Below are 19,286 nucleotides of genomic sequence, written 5' to 3'. Positions count from 1 at the left end.
GACGGCCGTTCAGGACCATTCGGGCTGACAGGTCATGGCGCGAAGTCGCACAGTCGAACGAAAGTGGGGAAGGTGACTGAAGCTCCTAGCATCGGAACAACTGGTGGCGGGCCGACGGTGCTGCGCATGATCTTGGGGGCCCGGCTACGCCGACTTCGCGAGACGAGCGGAGTCAGCCGTGAGGACGCCGGCGACGCCATCAGAGCGTCGGAATCCAAGATCAGCCGAATAGAGCTGGGCCGGGTGCCTTTTCGGGTACGTGACCTATCGGATCTGCTCACGTTGTACAACGTCACCGATCCCGAGGAAATGGACGCCTTCATCGATCTCGCCCGAGAGGCCAACGCCGCCGGCTGGTGGCAATGCGAGAACGACTGGCTACCAAAATGGTTCGGAACCTACTTGGGGATGGAGCAGGCAGCTCAGCTGATACGCAGCTACGAGCCTCGATACGTGCCGGAATTGTTGCAAACCGAGCGATACGCGCGAGCCGCACTCAGATTGACGCATCCGGATGACCCGGACGAAATCCTGGAGCGGCGCGTCGCGTTGCGCCTACGGCGCCAAGACATCATGCGCCGTCGTGAACCACCGACGACGTGGTTTCTCGTCGAGGCAACGGCCTTGCGCTGCCGGATCGGCGGAACGGACGTATGGCGAGAACAATTGGACCATTTGATCGACGTCTGCGAGTCGGCGAAAGTCACGTTGCAGGTTCTGCCGGAGCAGCTCGGCGGCTTCGCCATGACGAGTGGACCATTCTCGATATTGCGGTTCGCCGAAGCAGAAGTCAGCGACATCGTGCTGGTAACGCAGCTCACTGCTTCTGCCCTACTGGACAGACGGGCAGAGATCGACGCTTATTCGGCCGTTATGGCACGGCTGTCGGTGAATGCCACGCCTTATGAAAGGACTCCTCGGATGCTGGCGGTACTGGGGACCGAACAACGCGGCTGAACGAGCGACGGCCACTGCTGTTGTTAATTCGCCGCTCATGCCTCTCTTCGGAGAACGCGGTCGAAGAAGGCCAGCATGAGAGCCATACGTAGCGAGGTCGAGTCGGCGGTGGAGTCATAGCCGTGGGCGCCGTCGTCTGATTCGTAGTAGTAGGTGTTCTCGTGGCCTGCGTGGCGGAGCTTCGCTTGCATACGCCGGGCTTGTCCAGGGGTGACACGGTCGTCTGCGGTACGCGTGAAAAAAAGCAAAGCGGGATAACGAGTACCGTAACGTATCTGCTCGAGCGGGGAATACGTTGTCAGGAATGCGCGATCGACGGGATCGCCCGGATCACCGTATTCTGTGATCCACGTACGCCCCTGAGGCTGCAGCCGATCGAATCGAATCATATCGAGTAGAGGTTGCTCGCAGAATATTCCACCGAAAAGTTCGGGGTAGCGAACCGCCATCACCGCGGCGACCAGACCACCGAAGCTGGTACCGATCGCGCCTGTTTCGGCAGGCGTGGTGACACGCCTTTGGTGCAGATCACGAACCACAACTGCGAAATCCTCGAATGAGTTCAATTTTTGCCAAAGTTTTCCTTGGAGGTGCCACTCGCCTCCGCACTCGCCACCGCCTCGGATACCAGCGGAAACCCAGATATTTCCATCGGCAACCCAACGTCGTGCCAACGCGGGGTTGTAGGTCGGAACCGCGCTAACGGTTCCGTGGCTGCCGTATGCGTAGACGATGGTCGACCCGGTGGCGCCCGGCAGGCGCGTGATGAAATAGGGGACCCGTGCGCCGTCCTCGGCTGTGGCGAAATATTGTTCGGTGATCGGTAGCGGCACCCCGGCTGGTTCGGAGGTGGAGGCAAGGAGCTCGATGGCGACTTCGGGAGCTGAATCTCCGATGGAACTAAGACTGACGTGCATCAGTGCTGGTGGAGACGTAGCGCTATCGGTGGCGACGAGCAGCCGATCGTGTACGGGGTCGAGCGATACCAACCTGACCCGGCTGTTCGGCGGAGTCGCGTCCTCGAGAAGATAGGAATTCCACACGTTGTTCGAGTCGGGCGCAGCGACCAAGAGCCGGTTTTGCGCGTCCCGAAGTGCTGGTATCACGAAGTAATTCGAGAGCCATCCCGGTGGCTGAAAAGGCGTCGGACTGAATATGGTGTTCCAGTCGGCAATCAGAACGTTATGGTCATCGGGCGTGAATACGACCTGCATTTCGCCGCCGCCGCCCAAGAATTCGCTCAGCGGGACCGCGAGCAACGCCCCCGCAGGATGGACACCGCCGCCGGTCGTCCAGGTGCTACGCAACAATATCAAAAGCCAGCTCTCCGACCAGAATACGAGTGAATCACTAGGAACATCCAGATGCCGCCATCCTTCTTCGCCTAGCAGCCAAACATCGTAGTCACGTTCGGAGGTTTGACGGATGAGGTAGTGTCGGAGACTTCCAGGCGAGCGGAACCATCGGCGATTCATGGTCCGGCCATAACCTGCGTAAACTCGGATATCAGTCGACTCGCCCTCGAACACAGTTGTCGCTTCTGATAATTCGGTGCCGCGGTGCCAACGTTTGACAATTCGCGGCATGTTCGATTCCGTGAGTGATCCCCGCCCGAAATCGGTCGCTATATATATCGTGTCCCGATCGATCCAGGAAACAAGCGACAACGCCTCCGGCGCATCAAAACCACCGTCAGCCGAAGAAATAAATCTTCGAGAAGTCAGGTCATATTCACGGATGATATGCGAGTCGTTGCCCAGTCGCGACAGTGCGACCAAAGCACGTGTATGCGTCGGATCCGGCTCCGCATTCAACCACGTATATCCGCTGAACTCCGACTGCTCCAGATCCAACAGTACCGACCACACCGGATTGCCGGTACGGTGGCTCTCCGCCGTCGCACGCAACCAACGACCATGTGGATGCTGACGGTCCCTTACATACGTATACATCCACTCATCGCGTTGATCGGGATAAATGATATCGTCCAACGATTCCGTGGCGTCCCGGACCATTCGCTGCCACCGCTCCAGCACCTCGGGCCCCAGCCACGCCACTGTCCGCTCCCGTTCCGCGAGGACTAACTGGACAACTTCCGGCCTATCACTTTGCTCGAGCCCGAGAAGATCGTCATCAGCAGCATCTAGTACATCGGACTCCGCCGGGCGCCCGAGATTCTCACTATCTGCGTTGCCGTACGGAAGCTCATTCCGGCGCAATACCGACTCCAGCGATTCGATCCGCCTCAGCGATCGGTTCGCCTCCCTATACAAGGCGTTCCACAGTGACCGAAACGCCGTTGGCGCGGCATCGAGCATCTCCTCGAGACGCTTCAAAGTGCCATCCTCATTCTCGAACACGCTGCGCGGCACAGATACGTGATGGAGCGACCGAAAGAAGGCGGAGTCCATCTGAGTAAGACGCTTCTGCTCTTTTTGAATTTCCTGTAGCAATAACTGGCGGCCCTGCTCAGACTGCAGATGCGGACCTGTCACCGTGTCGATGTTCTCGGGCTGCGCCTCGGCGGCGGACGGTGCCTGCGACGCGCCCGGCGGCCCATCGGTCTCTCCCTTCGGATGCTCATCGTCGCCGGTCTCCGACATCTCGAACTCGAACAAATTCGGCACGCTCTCGAACCTCTGTGCGCGACCCGGCCCGCCCGACTGCGCCGGAGTCGGGAACGGCACTGGATCGTGGGATATTTCCGTTGGATCCGGGATCTCGCTGGGATCTGGTATCCGTCCAGGATGTTTCTCCCGGGGGTCGAAAAATGTCGGATCAGCCGGAGCCCCGGGAGCGTCCGACTGCGTCGGCTCGACAGGCGACCATGGCGTAGTACCCGCACTCCCCGCCCCGGCCTTCCGATCCAGCGCCAACACATCCCGATTTGCTGTCCCCACCGGAGTCCACCACGGCGCCCTGTAGCCCGAGAGAACCGCGCCAGAAATATCGGGGGCCGACCTAGCCGCGTCGATATTCCGAGGGGCGTTTTGTCCAGACCATATGGATGCCGCACCGAGCAGAACCGAACCGCCCCAGCCATTCAGTCGTGCCTCAACCGGGCCCGCGAGAACGTTGCTCGGCGTTCTTACGCTGTCGTTCCGCACCCGCGGTTCGCATGCGGCTTCGCGAGCTTCAGCAACCTTTGTAGTCGCATTTCCGGAACCCGAATGGCGGAACTCGACCACCGAACGCGGCTCATCAGCGAGGTGATGCAGCTGTCGCATCGCCGAACGGTCTGCCATCTGCGCCAACAGAGACGCCTGTACATCGCTCCCCTGTGTGACAGCTGCCGCCAATCGAAATCCGGCCGCGTCGACGACGTAGCGATTCGACACTGCGGCACTCAAACCGGCTGTCACTCGCTGGAGCGGCCGCACCAACTCACGCACCAGCACCGCGAATCCCTCTACCGAATAGCGTGAACAACGCCCGAGCCAACCTAATCCCGGCCACAAAGGGCTACCGGTCGGTAGTGATCCCACCGCTGGGAAACGGGCCGGAATTCATCGAATTCGAGGACCCGCACGTCGCCGCGAAGGAAGAACAGGCGTGAAAACGCCGGATTCTCGACTGCTCGATGACGCCCGCTGACCGCGGGGATCGCGGATATCTCGATGCGGTTCGCAGACCAGCTCACGCATGCTCAGTATCGACGAGCCGACGATTCCGCGGACGCACCCGGCATACGGTGCATCGACTGGTGGTGGGACGTATGACCATGCTCACCAGCACCCGGTCCGAAAACCCCAGCGCTGGGAACGGGACGTTGACTGAGGCTGCGGACCTGGGCATCCTTGGACAACGCGAGTACGGATACGGGCGCAACGACGCTGTATTACCGCACTCCCGCTGATACGGCGGATGCCGAGCAGATCAACGTAGCCGTCGGGAGGTGTGGTGCAGGAGCTGCCTGAAATCCGGGCAATCGCATTGGTACGCGAACACATCACCGCCGAACGCCTGGATACCACCGGGTACCCGTTGGACCAGCTTGTCGCGGAACGATTCTCCGTCGGATGGATAGTGTTCGTGCCAGTTCAGCGTGGGCAAATCGCGATCGACCGCGCAATTTTCTACGTCGGCGACGACGGAGTGATCGAACACGCTACATCGGCGACAGCCCCACTCGAGTATGTCGCCGGTTTCGAACAGCGTTACCGCCAACGCGCGCGATGACATGACGGGACGGCAGGCGTCGACACGGCTCGAGGTCGACGTGGACACCCTCACACGGCTCGCCAGGCAATACGTTGTGCTGGCCGACGAGATGCACGAGACGATACAGAATCTGACGTTCCGTCTCGCCGCGCACGGCGAGCCATGGGGCGATGACGAACCGGGGCGCGAGTTCGCCGCACAGTTCGTACCCGCGCTGCGCGAGGTGCTCGACGGACTGACCACCGTACGATCGAATGTCCACGCACAGGGCGCGAATCTGGCTGCGATGATCAAGAATCTGCAGGTTGCCGACGCTGCCGTGGCGTCGACGGTCGGCCAGGCGGATCCGGACTCGTCGCAAGCCGTTGCTGCGTCAGCCGCAGCTTCACCCGGCTCGATTCCACCGGTGAGCTCCCCCGCCGATTCGCAGCCGACCGGCGTACGTCTTAATGGTTCCATACCGAGGTCCCCGTGGCCGGTAGCGCAGAGTCCACGGCCACAGATGTCCGAAACCCGATCGCCGATACCCGGCCACCCATTGGAGTTACCACAGACACAGTCAGCACAACAGAACCCGAGTTCGCCGGATCAGAATCCAAACGGGGGACCGTCGAATCCGGCGCAAGCGCGGCAACATCAGATCGGTGCACCGGCGGAACGACAACTGCCACGTGATACGTCGACGCGGGCCACCTATGCCCCTCGGGTCGCCGCACCGACCGACTCGGTTCATCCCAGGACAGGCCCGACACCTGCGAATTCCGGACAGGTCACGGTTTCGCCGATTTCTGGAGCGAAACCGCCTGTCGGTCCACCCGGACCGGCCTCGACACAACCGGGAGCGGACAATTCGTCGCCGCAGTCCCCACAGAGCCCCAAACGCAACCGAGTAAAGACCGACAACCCCACTGCCAAGCCGCCCAAACCCGAAGCCCGTGGGCTACGGCCTGAACGCCGCCCCCGCGAAATCGCGCGATTGCTGCGAGAACGACACTCGATCTCCGTATCCGGACTTGACGACAATGCAATGAATGAGACCGTATGCGCCGAGTTCGCCGCGGCGCTGGACGACATCCTGCCCGCGTACCCTGCCATCGATCTACGCGAAGCGGCGATTGCCGAACTACCGGACGGCCAGATGTCCACCGCGGTGTGGAACTGGCGTTCAGGTCCGAACGGCCCCGCCCCGTACACGGCGCGGATCGTGCTGGCCACCAATGTCGCCCGCGATCCGACGCTGCTCGCAGAGCGAGTCGCGAGTGAGGTCGCCGCGGGTGAGCTGGTCGCCGAATGGGCAGAGCGACCGGTCTATTCCACGGTGGTGCGCGAACTGGGTTGTGCGCTCGACGTCGCCGGTCACTTTCGCGCCCGACGGGAAGTGCAGCACGCGTTGATCGATGAACATGTGCGCTCTCTGCCGCCGCCGTTGCGACTGCGCACCGTGATCGATTCGTACCGGGTCTGGCGGGCAGATCTCAGCCCGCATAGTTTTTATGGACCTCGTCTGCTTCCCGGCGCGGCGCTCGCCGAGGCATTCACGGAGGTGCAACTGCGCGGACCAGAGGCCTGCGCACCGGCCCGAGTGCTGCACCGATTGCTGACCGCGACAGCGGCCGCCTTCGCTGTGACGTCGTAGCGGCGGTAGGTAAGTGTTCATGGTCGTCTTCGGACAGAAAACGCCGACCGACACGGCAAACCGAATCGGAGTCCGGTGAGCGTCGGCAGGCCGTCGGAGCACGACCTGACCAAGGCGCTAGACGCTGCGGTGGCATGCGCCCTCGCCGGTCGGGACATGGCGATCAACGACGTCTTCGGCCCAGACATCGCACAGGCCCTGATCGAGCTGGCCTTCGACCGCGTTGAACTCAGTGCTGATCCGGCCGGTGTCCACCAGCGAATATCTGTGCTACACCGGATATTCACCGCGGAAAGCAAGACTTGTTCGCCGGCGCGCGCGACCAAGGCCGATGCAATGCGAGCCGTCCTCGGCCAGATGGCGCGATGTTCGTTCCTGGAGTGGCACGCGGCGCGGACAGGCTCGACGAATACCGAGCAGCACAGGGCGCGGCGACGCCGATGGCTGCGACGTCTACGCCGACTGGCTTCCGTAGATCAGGTCAGCCTCGCCGAGGCTCTGGACTTGCCGGCGCTCGACATCGCACCGCTGCCACTCGTAGATGAGGTGTTCGCCCGCCTCGACCAGGATGCGCTGGCCGCACTGTTCGATTTCGACATCGTCACCGACGTTCTAACCGATGCCGGAGCGTCCGACGAACCGAGGGCGGTACTGCTCTACCGCGGCAATCCGCCGCTGCACGCTTTACATGTGGCAGACGTAATCGGTGGCACAGCAATTGATTTCGATCTTCTGGCGGCATATCATCCGCATTCCGTCGCAGGCATGGACGAATCGCTCTGGGATGACGTGGCGGTGTGGACGATCATGGCGCTGCGATACGTCGCTGACCGCCGCCTGGATACCGTGATACAGACTGCCGCTACCGAACCTGCGCAGATCGATGCGGTGGCCGCGCTCTGCGCGTCCGTCGGCTATCGCGTCGTCGCCGTGCGGCCTCCCGTCGATGTCGCACCGCTGGGTGTAAACGGCACAGCCGATCCGGAGTCACGCCTGTGACGCTGCAGCTGCCGATAGACCTCCCAGGCCCGCTGGTGTGGGCTGCCGCGGGGCAGAAGTTCCCAGTCGGCGACGAAGACAAGCTGCAGGCGATCGCCGGCACGCTCGCCGAGAGCAATCTGTTCCTGCACGACGCACTCGCCAGATATCAAGCGCTGCAACGTGGTTTGGCGCGAGTCGGCACAGGCGAAACCATCGGGGGTGCAACCGAGTTCGGCAAAAAGCTGGATCCGGCTTGGAGTGAGTTGCTCGTCGGCGTCAAAGCCCTCGCCGAGGACTCGGCACAGGCAGGCGCCGACACCTTGTTCACCAAAGTCGTTGTCATCACCGCCCTCTCGCAGCTGGCACTGCAGACGCTGATGGCGCTGACCGGCGTCGGGGGGCCGGCGACGCTTGCGACGGAGGCGGCACGGATCGAGCGGACCAGGGCAACGGTGCAGCAGGCGGTGGCCTGGTTGGTCGAGCGGTTCCGCAGCCGCGGCTTATCGATGATCGTGGCGCACGGTTCGGTTCAAGGCACGCTGCCCACGCTGGCCGGGCAACTTGCGTTGATCGCCACTGATAAACGCACCGAGCTCGACTTCGGTGAGCTCGCGACCTCGCTGGCGGCAGGCGCGGTAGGCGCCGCGATCGGCCACAAGGTGGTCGGCCGGTTGGCGCCCCGATTGACTGCCTTCGACCAGAACATCGTGTCGAAACTGAACACACCGTGGAAGCAACGGGCCACGCGGTTCGGCGAAACGCTGCTGCTGGCCGGCGCGGCCGGACTGACCGGAGGTGCGGGAGGCACACTGGCGGCAGATTTGTTGTCGCAGCGTGATCTCAGCCTGACGACCATTATCAGCGCCGCGGGCGGCGGTCTCACCGGGGCGCTGCTCGGAGGTGCCGCGCACGCTGGTCGCGCGAAGTCGGCCGGGGCAGAGGTCGCCGGTAAACCGGCCGTCGAGGCACACGATGTGACACTCGAGGACGGCACGAAGGTGTTCTTGCCGACGGAGACGTTCGGTCCCGAACGAGGCCGAGCCATCGCGAAATACACTGCGCTGAACGCGAAGTGGGCGGCGATCACCGATGCTCGACAGGCCGCGAACCATGACCGGTTCACCGGCGATGCCACGCTGTCACCGCGTGATAGCAGCAATCCTGCGCACAGCACGGTCGAGAACGCGCTGTCCGAAGATCCACGAACTCACGACGTGTCCCCAGATCCCGAATCCCTTGCGCGGAGTCACGATGGGACGCCGCCGGGCGATGATGTCTCGCCGAGCGAATTTCAAGGTGGTGACCTGACAAACGTCGTCGGACCTGATTCCGCTGAGTACCAGCAACTTTCCGATCACGCACGCGGCATCCTCGGCGACTATCACGCGTGGTGTGCCGAGACCATGCCGCCGAACCTGCGCCTGAGTGAATTACCGAAGGAGTTATTGGACTTCGGTCTCCATTTCCGCGACGAGCACACGTCGCTCCTCTCGGCGATGGAGATCATGCGTCGCGGGACTATTTCAGCAGCGGCACCGGACGGCAAGCTGCTGCGGCACACCCAGCTCATGGGCATATTCGCGATGCGCGAAGGGTGGATAGCCCAGATCGCACCCGGCGAAGGCAAGACCTACACCGCGATGCTGCACAACGTATGGGCTTCGATCCATCGAGGTGGCTCCGCGCTCCTTCTCACCAGCTCGGATCCGCTGGTGTACGAGGCGATGACGGAAGGCGCAGGACTGTTCGGTGATCACGGCGTGCGTTTCGTGCAAATAGATCCGGACCAACGCGTGCCTGAACCGATCGCCGGCATACCGACGTGCTATGTGTCGACCAAGGATACGCTCGGTTTCGCTGAGCTACGCCACAATATGGACGGCATCCGGTTTTGCGGCTGTGTCGTAGACGAAATCGACACCCTCGCCTACTCACGCCTCGCCTACGTCATCAGCGAGGGCGCGGTCGAAGTCGCGTCACCGGAATACCGGCAAGCCGTGCAGCGGGCGATGGACTTTGTTGACGATCAGCTGGCCCGAGACGGTGGACTGACGCCGGCCGACTTCGGGCGCGACCCTACTCGTCCGCGTGCTCCGGCGAGGCTGACCGCGCAAGGGCTGGAGAAGGCGCGGGCCGGGTGGGGCAACGTGTTGTCCGACGACGAGATCACACTGATCAACGCCGCGGGCGCGGTCCGGTTGAACGACTTCGTCGAGAAGCGCCACTTCGAATGGTTCACCGATGCGAAGGGCACCCGTCCGATCATTCTCGACCCACTCACCGGCCTGCCGATGCGAGATCCACGTACCTCCACCGAGAGCCGCTGGCACGATATCGCCCCGATGCTGGAGGCGGCGCGAATCAAAGATCTCGGTCCCGCCGCAGTCGGAAGCGGCATGGCCATCCACGGCAACCCGGCGACCAGGGACCAGATCACGCTGGTGGAGGTCCTGCACCGGCACGTCGTGCCCGGCGCGCTGACCGGGATGTCGGGCACCGCGCTGAACACCGCGGATGCGTTGTCGAAGGTGTTCGGCACCGGCAAAGCGGTGGACGTGGAGCGATACCAGGAACACCAGCTCCGTAAGCTGGGCGATTTCAACGGAACCGGCTGGCTGAACATCGACGCCGCGCAGGACTTGGACGGCCGGCCGGTGGACATCGGCGACACCACCGGCGACCTGGTCCATAAGGATCAGCGGCAGAAGCTGGCGGCGCTCATCGCGAACGTCAACGAGATCACGTTCGACGACGGTGCGCCCCAAATCGTCGCCGTGCACAACAACGACGATGTCGGCACAATCGCCAAGGCGGCCCGAGCGTGGGGGCTCGAGGTCGAATCCGTCGATGCCGCATGGGTACTCGCGCAAGGCGAGCATTGGCAGGCAAAACTCGCCGAACTGGTCAACAATTTCGGTCATACCAATAAGATTCTGGTCATCAATCTGGCCGGCGGGCGCGGCATCGATTACAAACTGTTCGACGATTGGCAGCACACCGGCGGAATCGTGCTGCATCTGTACGGCCGGTCGGCGCTGTCGCTGGACATCGACATCCAGATGATCAACCGGGTCGCTCGCAACGGCGACCAAGGTCGCTACATCGTCTACACTGCGCTCGACGACCACGCCTACGACCGGCCGGACGATCCGAATGTACGGGAGATCGTTGTCCGGTATCACAGCGCAGAACAAGCGCACGACGCTGCCATTCTCGCGTACGCGGCCGAGCCCACACCCGGCAATCTCGCAGCGCTCGACCGTGCCCGTGCCGAAATGACGCACGCGCAAGCCGCCGTACGCGGTATCACCCCCGTGCTACAGCGGGAAGCGATGCAGCGCATGATGCTGGAGTTCTTGCAATCCAACGCAGATACACTACTCCACCGACTCGGTCCACAGGGCGACCTCCATGCGCTGTCGTCGGTCGCCTCGGAGGTTGCCGAACCCGCGCCCGCAGCCACTTCCATGCCCGATCAGCATCAGCCGAGGGGCGCCGCCGACCCTGCGGCCTCGCGCGCGCAAATAGCCGCGGACAACTCGGCTACCCATCACGAATCATCAAGTGCCGCTGGCATCGAACAACTGATCGCGGCGCGGATTCGGGCCGAAGAAGTGCTCCGCAGCGCCGAACGAGCGCACACGCAAGCGATGGATGCGCTCCGAGCACAGCCGAGTCAAGCGACGCAGGACGGGTTCGAGCATGCGCGGAATGCGCTGGGGTCGCGGGGCGAACTCGACCGGGCACAAGCAGATTTGGACCGTGCGCAGGCAGAGGTTCCCGCCCACGACCCGACACACACCAACGAGACGGAAACAAGCGCTCAGCACGACACAACTTCCGCTGACGTCAATGGAAACCGTTCAGCCACTGCAGATTTGGCAACGCTGCTCAAGCAACCGCCAGAAAACGCCTTACGACTGCTCGAGCAGGCACAGCAGGACCAAACCCAAAAGTCACTGATAGCAGCGCTGCAACCAAGCGAATTGTGGACCGACTCGGTATTCGGCGAGGGATCCGACGCGATAGGGGTTCTGGCACAGGCGAACAGGCCGCAGCCCGGCGCTAAGGGCAACCGGCACGGAGGTCGACCGACGCCATCGCCCCTCTACAGTCCAGCTGCCCGCACGGATCGAAATAGACCGCGCGGCGATACCGATGCAACTCCGGACAGAATTGCGCTCCCGACAGGGCCGACATATGAAGGTGGCGGAGGCGCGACAGGATCCGCTGAGGTAACTCGACTTAGCGCCGCCGTCATCGACGAGGCCATGCCGACCGGAGGGGACCAGCTCGCGGAGTCGGTAGCCGACGATCGAGTGCAGACGGAAGCACCTGCTGCGACAGGTGTTTGCGTCACCCACGTCTACCGGCGTTACGGCATGCCTGAACAGCAGGTACCGCTGGCCGGGATCCAAGGCCTGCAGTTCGCGGGCGACTTGGGCATCGCCTTCCGCAGCTGTCCGGAAGGTCTGAACGGCGCGCCGCCGCTCGACCAGGTCGCCGAAGAACTTCTAAGCGTCGGCCACGGAGCGGAAGCCGTCGTAGTCGAGGAGCACACCACCGGATCGAGCTCCGTGGAGGACGCTTCGGTAGTCGGCGCGCACACAAAGGTCTTGTATAACGATCGTGGCGTGATTTGGGTGCGAGACCCGATGGCGGGCAACGATTTCCGCTACGAGCGTGGTCGCCGCCCCTCGACCAGTGTGGTCGCCACTTACGCAAGCCTGCTCGCCCCGGATCCGGAGGCGAGCGCCGATGCAAGCCGGGAGGCATCCCCCACACCGGAGCTGATATCACCGATCACCGGCACGCAACTTCGCCCGGTCCATTCATTCGAACCCGAAAACGTTGGCGAGGCAGGCATCGACCGCCCTCGTGATGGCGTGCTCATCACAGGTTCGCCGGATGCTCGCCCGTTCGGCGCTCTATGGGAGGCACACTCGGACGCCGCACGAGCCGAATTAGCTTCGCGCTTCGACGATCCCGGTCTGATCGGCAACTTGCTCGACACTGTGCAGGATCTCGCGCAGCAGCGCAACCCACTACGCGACCCACGTATTCATCCAGATATATGGCTGTCCCAAGTGGCCGCCACCGTCGCCGAAGAACCGACCGCCTGGGCGGACCGATTACGCTCTGCCCTAACCCGAGTACTGCGTCCGGACGAGATCTGGCCTCTGGCACTGATAGTGGAGGAAGAGACAGCGCACGGTCTAGCGCTGGCCGTATCAGGTATGCGGGCTGGTCGTCGGCAGGTCGCAGACCTACTTGCGCGCGGCGAGACCACCGCTACCCTGGCCGCCCTCGGTTTCGACGCCGCCGTGGTGCACGACACCGCTCTTGCCGTATGCGCCGCGGTGGGTGCCGAAAGGGAGGTCGGGCAGATTCGCGCCAGGCGCCGCGCCGAGCCCGCCCGAGAGCAAGCGAACGACACACTGTTGCGGTTCTCCGGAGTGGCCGACCCGAATGACTACGCCGCCATATCGGGCGCGCTCCGGCACCGTGGTGCCAGAGTGCTCGGCTCGCGACAGCCCGCCGAGCGAAAGGACCTGGATGTCACTCGTCAGGCAGCAGACCGACAAGCAGGCTGGGCGAGGCCAGCACTCTTCGATGCGTTCACGAAGCTCGACCCGGCGGCCAGAGAGTACCTCCAACTGCGCACTGCCGGTACGGCCATATTGGAGGCATTCGAACTGATCGGGCAGCCGACAGAACCCTCAGAGCGGCAACGGCTTCACGACCGGGCCATGAACGCGGTCGCACCCGGACTGGTCCAGGCGGCGCTGACCAGTGCTCCAGAACTCGTCGAACGTGCGCTTATGTTTATGCCGGAAACACATCGGGCCGCCATAGCTGACATCCGAACAGGTCGAGTACCGCTGCCCGAGCTACTGCCATCTGCAGGTGCGCACATCGCCCACCCCTCATCGCCTCCCGCGCTGACCACTCTGGCCGAGATCTGTCTTTCGGAATGTGCGCCGCCGCTGGCTTTACCCAGTGAAATCGGCCCGTATACGGCTACTGCCCTTCGATATCACGTCGCTGCCCAGCTCAATGGCGAACAAGCCCGACTGCTTCGACTGAAGCTGTGGCTCGATGACGACGAGATCAGCCAGGCACTGAACCTGGATATCGGCGACTGGCGCCTCGGCGATGCCCTTGGCAATGCCATCTCGGCCGAGATCGCCAAGGCCGCGGTGATGGATGGCGCGTCTATCGATCCGGCCGACCATCGTGCCTTCATGAGATGGCTACGCGGACATGCGCAGAAGCCGGCGCGACCCGCCCCTGCGGGCGGCCGCGGCCAGCGAAAGAGGCCAACGCCCGATCGACCGCCGTGGCCCGACCACCCTATCTCGACCCTGCCTGATCCACGACCCGCCACCGCCGCGGAAAAACATCGAGCTGCGGAGGCGGCAACGCTCCTTGCTGCGGGTGCGCCATGGATTTCCTTGACCGAAAACCAATTCGACGCATTGGTCCGCGCTCGACCCCGGCAGTTGCTTGCTACTGCCGCGCCATGGCCGGTCCGGCACGCCGCCGCGATGCAGCTGCTGGTGCGCGAACGCCACGCGGTGTGGCAGGGCTCGGTGCACGACCTTGCTATCGAGAGTCAAGCGGACGCTGCGCGCCGCGAACTCACCGATCTCGGTGAACGCTCGCGGCGGGCAGCCGAGACACTCGCCGCAGTACGTGCGTTGCAGACCCGGGTCGCCACGGTCGGCAACGGCTGGCACGCGTGGCTGGTCTCGTTCGATCCTCGGGTCGGCGCCGCTGTCTTCGCCGTCGCCAACGATGAACGCGCACAACGGGGAATGCTCACCGGTCATGTGATGGCTGAGAATCTTCCGCTACACCTCCAGTTTCGCCGAGCAGTCGAGCTGCTCGTCGACGCCGCGCGGTGGGCCGGAGATGCGACCACACCGGTCGGAGCGTTGTGCCTGGTCGCGGATTCGGTCCAGAACGACGCATTCTCGGATCTGGCCGATGCCGCATGGATCCAGGTACACGGGATGCCAACGGACGCCGATCTACCCTGGTCGGAGCAGGTCAGGATGTCGCCGGCCGACCAATACGAACTTCATGCGGCCATTCGGCGGCACCAAGGGCTGGAACTGCGGGATCCGGCGCTCATCTCGTGCCTGGACTGTGTGTCAGCGCTACACCAGGCACTCGGATACCCCGGCCATACCCTGTCGGATTGGACAGTGGCGGGGGAACGCCGCATGGGCGACCGGATTCTCGTCGTGGCGGACGGCAACGGAAATGCGAAAGTCGAAGTGCGCTGGCGTGTCACACCGGATCCACTGCGCGGTCCCGAACCCGACGACGCGGCTCCGCGTCTGGCCATTCAGATGGCGTTGAATGTCGATCGTTACGGCGATGCCGCAAAAGCTATCGCGACGCTCGCAAGCGGTCAGGGCACACGCGCGCTGCTGGAACAGTCGCTGTCCACGCTACTGACCGAACATCGGCCGGCGAATATCTGGGTGGATGTGTGGACCACCGGCGGCGAGCAGCACGTCCGGGCGGCGATATCGGAACACGATGACATGGTGGTCGTGCGTGAAGAGAGGGATCGGCAGCGACTCAGTCCCGACGATCCGTACGTGCTGCTCGAGCAGTTTGCCGAGGCATCAGGCCAGAGCATCGATGAGGTACGTGTCTTCTGGCCCGATCTGCAACAGCTTTCGGCGCTGCTGCGCGACTCACCGACTGCCCTGAACGGGCAGGCAATCACCGCACAGCGCATCGCCGAGTTCGCGATCTGGATAGCGAGCGCACACGAAGAGATCGACACATCGCCGGAAGCGACAGTGTGGCGTCTACTCGAAGCCACACACGAAGCGAACTACTACGGCCTACTCGATCCAGAGGCTGCCCCGGAAGTGCACCAGCTCGAACTGGGGGCGGTAATGCATCTGACCCGGCTGTCCGCCGAGGAATCTCACGGCCCCGGATCGCTGTGGAATCTGGTGTCCACAGTGGCCGATTGTGCCGATCCGCGCGACGTACTCCATCGCTACACCCTGGTACATCACGAACACAACCCAGGCATATGGACCGACGAGAACGCTCGAGCCGTGCTGCGACCGATCGGCTTGGCGGAGCTCCGTCGATGGAAGCCGAGCCGTGAGTACGCCAGTTTCGCCTATTGGGACGTACTCGAGTACGTCCTGCGCAACTACCACCAGGACGAGTACCCGGGCATCTTCGATCGCCGCAACCGACGATGGACGCCCCGGTACGCACTGGAGCGCGTGATACGTGACGACGCCGAAATTCTGCGTGCGCTGTTCGCGATCTTCGAGAAGCTGGGCATCGAGCCTGGCTCGTGGAGCAGCGCGATCGACTTCGGCGCCGGATCGAATCTCTATCCAGCTGCTGTAGCGCAGCTCATGACACAGCGAGATGGCCGCGTTGTGCGGCTCGTATACCACGGCAACCAGCCTGAGCTGGAATACAACTGGGTCCTCGCCGATCTCGACGGAGACGGGTTGCTCCGGGATACCAGTCCCGTGCACGGACCGCGAAATGTCGATACACGTAGGCACTGGCTGAAGTGGCCCAGGACGCTCGTCAACGCCGCACGACAGTCGTTTCCCCACGTTTCAGGGCGAGGGTTGTTCGCCCGTGCGATGGGCAGTCCAGTGATACCGGGCGAAGCCGCGGAGTTTTCTCCGCTCGGTGTACTGTCCCCGCTCGGGCTGCTCACCGCACCACGCTTCGGGTTCGGCTCCGATTTCTATGTGATCGACTCGGTATTCCCCTACGTCGGACAGCACTACGGTGCGTTGCTCTGCGAGTTGTACGGCGTCGAGAACGGGCTGGTGTCCGGTTGGACGATCAACAACGGCCAGGGATATTGGTCGGGCAGTAACTACTACCGAAACACTCGATACAACAAAGCCGAACGCGAAGGCTTCCTGCATCGTGTCCCGCGGGTCATCGCCGTCGAGACCTTCGAGTATAAAGTTGATGCGTCGTTTTCGGAAAACGACGAAGGCTTGGCGGTCAATGTCACGCGAACCGTGCCGCATCCGTCTGAGTCGGACATCGCTGAACTTGCCGAATTGCGCAGCGGACTCGTGGAAAAGGTGTGCACAACAGTCTCGGATAACGCAAGAGATCGCATGATCAATGAGCCCGTACAACATGAGCGGGGCAAGCGAGAAAAGCGAGTAACTGATTTGGCGCGCGCGGGTCTGCCAGACGACTCACTCGGCGAGCTGACCGCCCAATTGCTGGAGTCCGTCTGCGGCGACTGGCCTGCTTTCGCGGCAACGTTGACCGCGGTCGGTGTCGACGAATCAGCGTGTGCCGCACTCGCCTCTGCAGCACGCGCATATCAGGACGCCGCCGTCCGTGCTTTCGACGCACGTCGGGACTGCTTACGTGTGGAGTTGGACACCGTGCGCGCAGAAGTGGAGACGCTGCTGAACGCGGCTCTCGAATCATTGTCCTTGGACGCCCGCGCCGAACTGAACACGAGCGGCGCGCTGTTCGACGAGCTACTCGACAAGCAGCTAGATCCCTTGGACGTTTACGAACGAATGCGCGTAGCCGGCGTACAGCAGTCGGCAATCGACCAGTTGTCGGGTCCAGTTGCCTATTATCTCGGACAGGCATGGGTGTTGTCCTGGGGAGACGCGCAAGCCGCCGAGTTCGCCGAACGCCGGGCTTTTCCTCATAACCGGCCGAACGGTGACCTGCCCCAGATCGTTGCGGCGGCTGGCGAGCCGCAACAAGCTGATGCACCAGTATTTTCGGGTGTTCCGCAGGCACCCGCCCCGTTCGACATCATCACACTCGAGGAACGAAACAACGCGGAGCCAGCGGTTCCCGCCGCCCATGAGGTGATAATTCCTCTGGTCAGCGATCCGACTGACGCCATCGCCAGACTTACAGCGCAGCGTATCGTCCGCAACGCCGCTTCCCAGCGCACCGATGAAATCGAACCGATTCTCACCCAGCTAATCATGCGCTCTCATGTAACGCGGCTACTGATGACTGTGGCTTGCCCCGAGGATTTCGATCTCGTCATATTGACCACCCGCGCAGGCGATTGGCTCCTGGAGCAAACAGTCGACACATATACCGACGCACCGCTGCCGACCAAGACGGCGATACGAATGCCGTTCAACCCCGCATCTCCCGAGGATCTGCGTGCTGTCCTCGAAGCCGGTCTGCGATCGGACGGCTTCGTCGAGAAGATCATGACTGCTGTCGCCACCGTCGATCCTGGCATGGTGTCCCTGACGATCACTCGTCCACCCGGTCACCGCGCCGTCGAGTTGGCCACCGGGCGACACCGGCAGATCTTCTTCGAAACCGATGTCTACGAGTTCGTACCGTTCCAACCGCTCCCTGAACTAGACCAATGGAGCCCCACCCAGTACGCGGAGATAGCGCGAAACGAGCTGATGCCGGTACACGTGGATCTATCGGAGTCCGTTTCAGACCTGTCGAAATACGCGGCAAAATACCTACCGCAGACATCCGCGCAGCCCCAGCCGATACCACACGACGTGATGGTCAGATGCGATGTACCCGCGGACTCCAGTTGGGAAGACACTGTCGTCACGCGGCAACCCGTGACCGTCGGCGCGACAAGGTCGAAATCACGACGCGGAGTCGCAGACCTCCGCCTGCCAGCGGGGACGCTGGTCATTTGGAGAGCGGACACCGAAGAGCTGTACATCCATTCCACAGTGCACATCACCCGTTCTGTCAGCGACCGCGGCATAATGCGCTACTACGGTGTGGCGATACCCGGTTACGGCAACCGGGATGTCGTCGACACTTTGTCAGAGCAGCCAGCCGGCCATCGAGTCGTCGAGGTGAGCGCCCCCGAATCACACCGGACTCCTTGGCAACAGGGTCCACCAGCATCGCAAAACATTCCCCCGGGCTCTGCCACTTCCACACCATGGTCTTCGCGCCACGCCTAGACGGTAACGACGGCGGTACGCGATCGCGTACCGCCGTCGCAGAACTCCCCATCTTCGATGTAACAGTCGCACGGGCCCGAATTGCCGGAACCGTAGGCAGACCAGTCTCCACGCGAAACTCCCGGCCGACTGATAACGCCCGACAAGCCAAGTGCGCAAATCCCATCCGATCTACTGGCCCCGTTTATGGAGCGGACCACGCACTCCACGAACAGCCGTTGTTCTCGGTAGGCAGCGATCGAAGCCGCGTTCGCACTCGCCCGCCGGACGGCATGGAACTGTCGGTGCCTCAGAAGCTGCATGAGCGGCTTGGCGGAGAACTGGACTGTCCTGCGGCCAACCGAATAGGAGCACCGGTAGTCGAGCCAGATCTGAGCACCTTGACCTAGATCTGCCTTGAAGCCGCCCTGTCCTCGGAGCCCGGCGAGATCACCGGCTCCCACACCCGGTTGACCGAACCACGGGGTCCGTCACGAGGGACTTTCGATCACGACGTGAACTATGAGAACTCTTCCCGCTGGCGGTAAGCCTCACGCAGCACCGGGTCAGACGCAACGCACCGCTTAGGTTTCCCAAATTTCAGACCCGAGACCTGC

General features: G+C 62.8%; 6 protein-coding genes. 5 read left to right on the top strand and 1 reads right to left on the bottom strand.

From position 1 onward, the window contains the following. The first annotated feature begins 72 nt into the window (after positions 1–72). Positions 73–957, top strand: a complete 885-nt coding sequence (locus ACFQ9K_RS02535; RefSeq protein ID WP_378713432.1) for a helix-turn-helix domain-containing protein — start codon at positions 73–75, stop codon at positions 955–957. A 35-nt stretch (positions 958–992) separates the two neighbouring features. On the opposite strand, the gene ACFQ9K_RS02530 is transcribed toward ACFQ9K_RS02535, so the two are convergent. Continuing rightward, positions 993–3,584, bottom strand: coding sequence for a prolyl oligopeptidase family serine peptidase (locus ACFQ9K_RS02530; protein ID WP_378713430.1), 2,592 nt, complete (start codon positions 3,582–3,584; stop codon positions 993–995). Positions 3,585–4,857: 1,273 nt separating this feature from the next. Between ACFQ9K_RS02530 and ACFQ9K_RS02525 the strand changes: the two genes are divergently transcribed. From ACFQ9K_RS02525 to ACFQ9K_RS02510, 4 genes are all read left to right on the top strand, one after another. Next, positions 4,858–5,136 carry a hypothetical protein gene (locus tag ACFQ9K_RS02525; protein WP_378982713.1) on the top strand — a complete coding sequence of 93 codons (279 nt, stop codon included), beginning with the start codon at positions 4,858–4,860 and terminating at the stop codon, positions 5,134–5,136. Between the two features lies 1 nt (position 5,137). After that, positions 5,138–6,754 carry a hypothetical protein gene (locus ACFQ9K_RS02520; RefSeq protein ID WP_378713426.1) on the top strand — a complete coding sequence of 539 codons (1,617 nt, stop codon included), beginning with the start codon at positions 5,138–5,140 and terminating at the stop codon, positions 6,752–6,754. Positions 6,755–6,910: 156 nt separating this feature from the next. Then, a complete protein-coding gene (locus ACFQ9K_RS02515) occupies positions 6,911–7,753 on the top strand; it encodes a hypothetical protein (RefSeq protein ID WP_378713425.1) in 843 nt (280 codons plus the stop codon). Further along, positions 7,750–18,690 carry a hypothetical protein gene (locus ACFQ9K_RS02510; protein WP_378713423.1) on the top strand — a complete coding sequence of 3,647 codons (10,941 nt, stop codon included), beginning with the start codon at positions 7,750–7,752 and terminating at the stop codon, positions 18,688–18,690. The genes ACFQ9K_RS02515 and ACFQ9K_RS02510 overlap by 4 nt, the downstream gene beginning before the upstream one ends. Positions 18,691–19,286 lie beyond the last annotated feature (596 nt).

The organism is Nocardia sp. NPDC056564 (assembly GCF_042793755.1).
GTDB lineage: Bacteria > Actinomycetota > Actinomycetes > Mycobacteriales > Mycobacteriaceae > Nocardia.
This window is presented reverse-complemented; position numbering and strand designations above follow the sequence as displayed.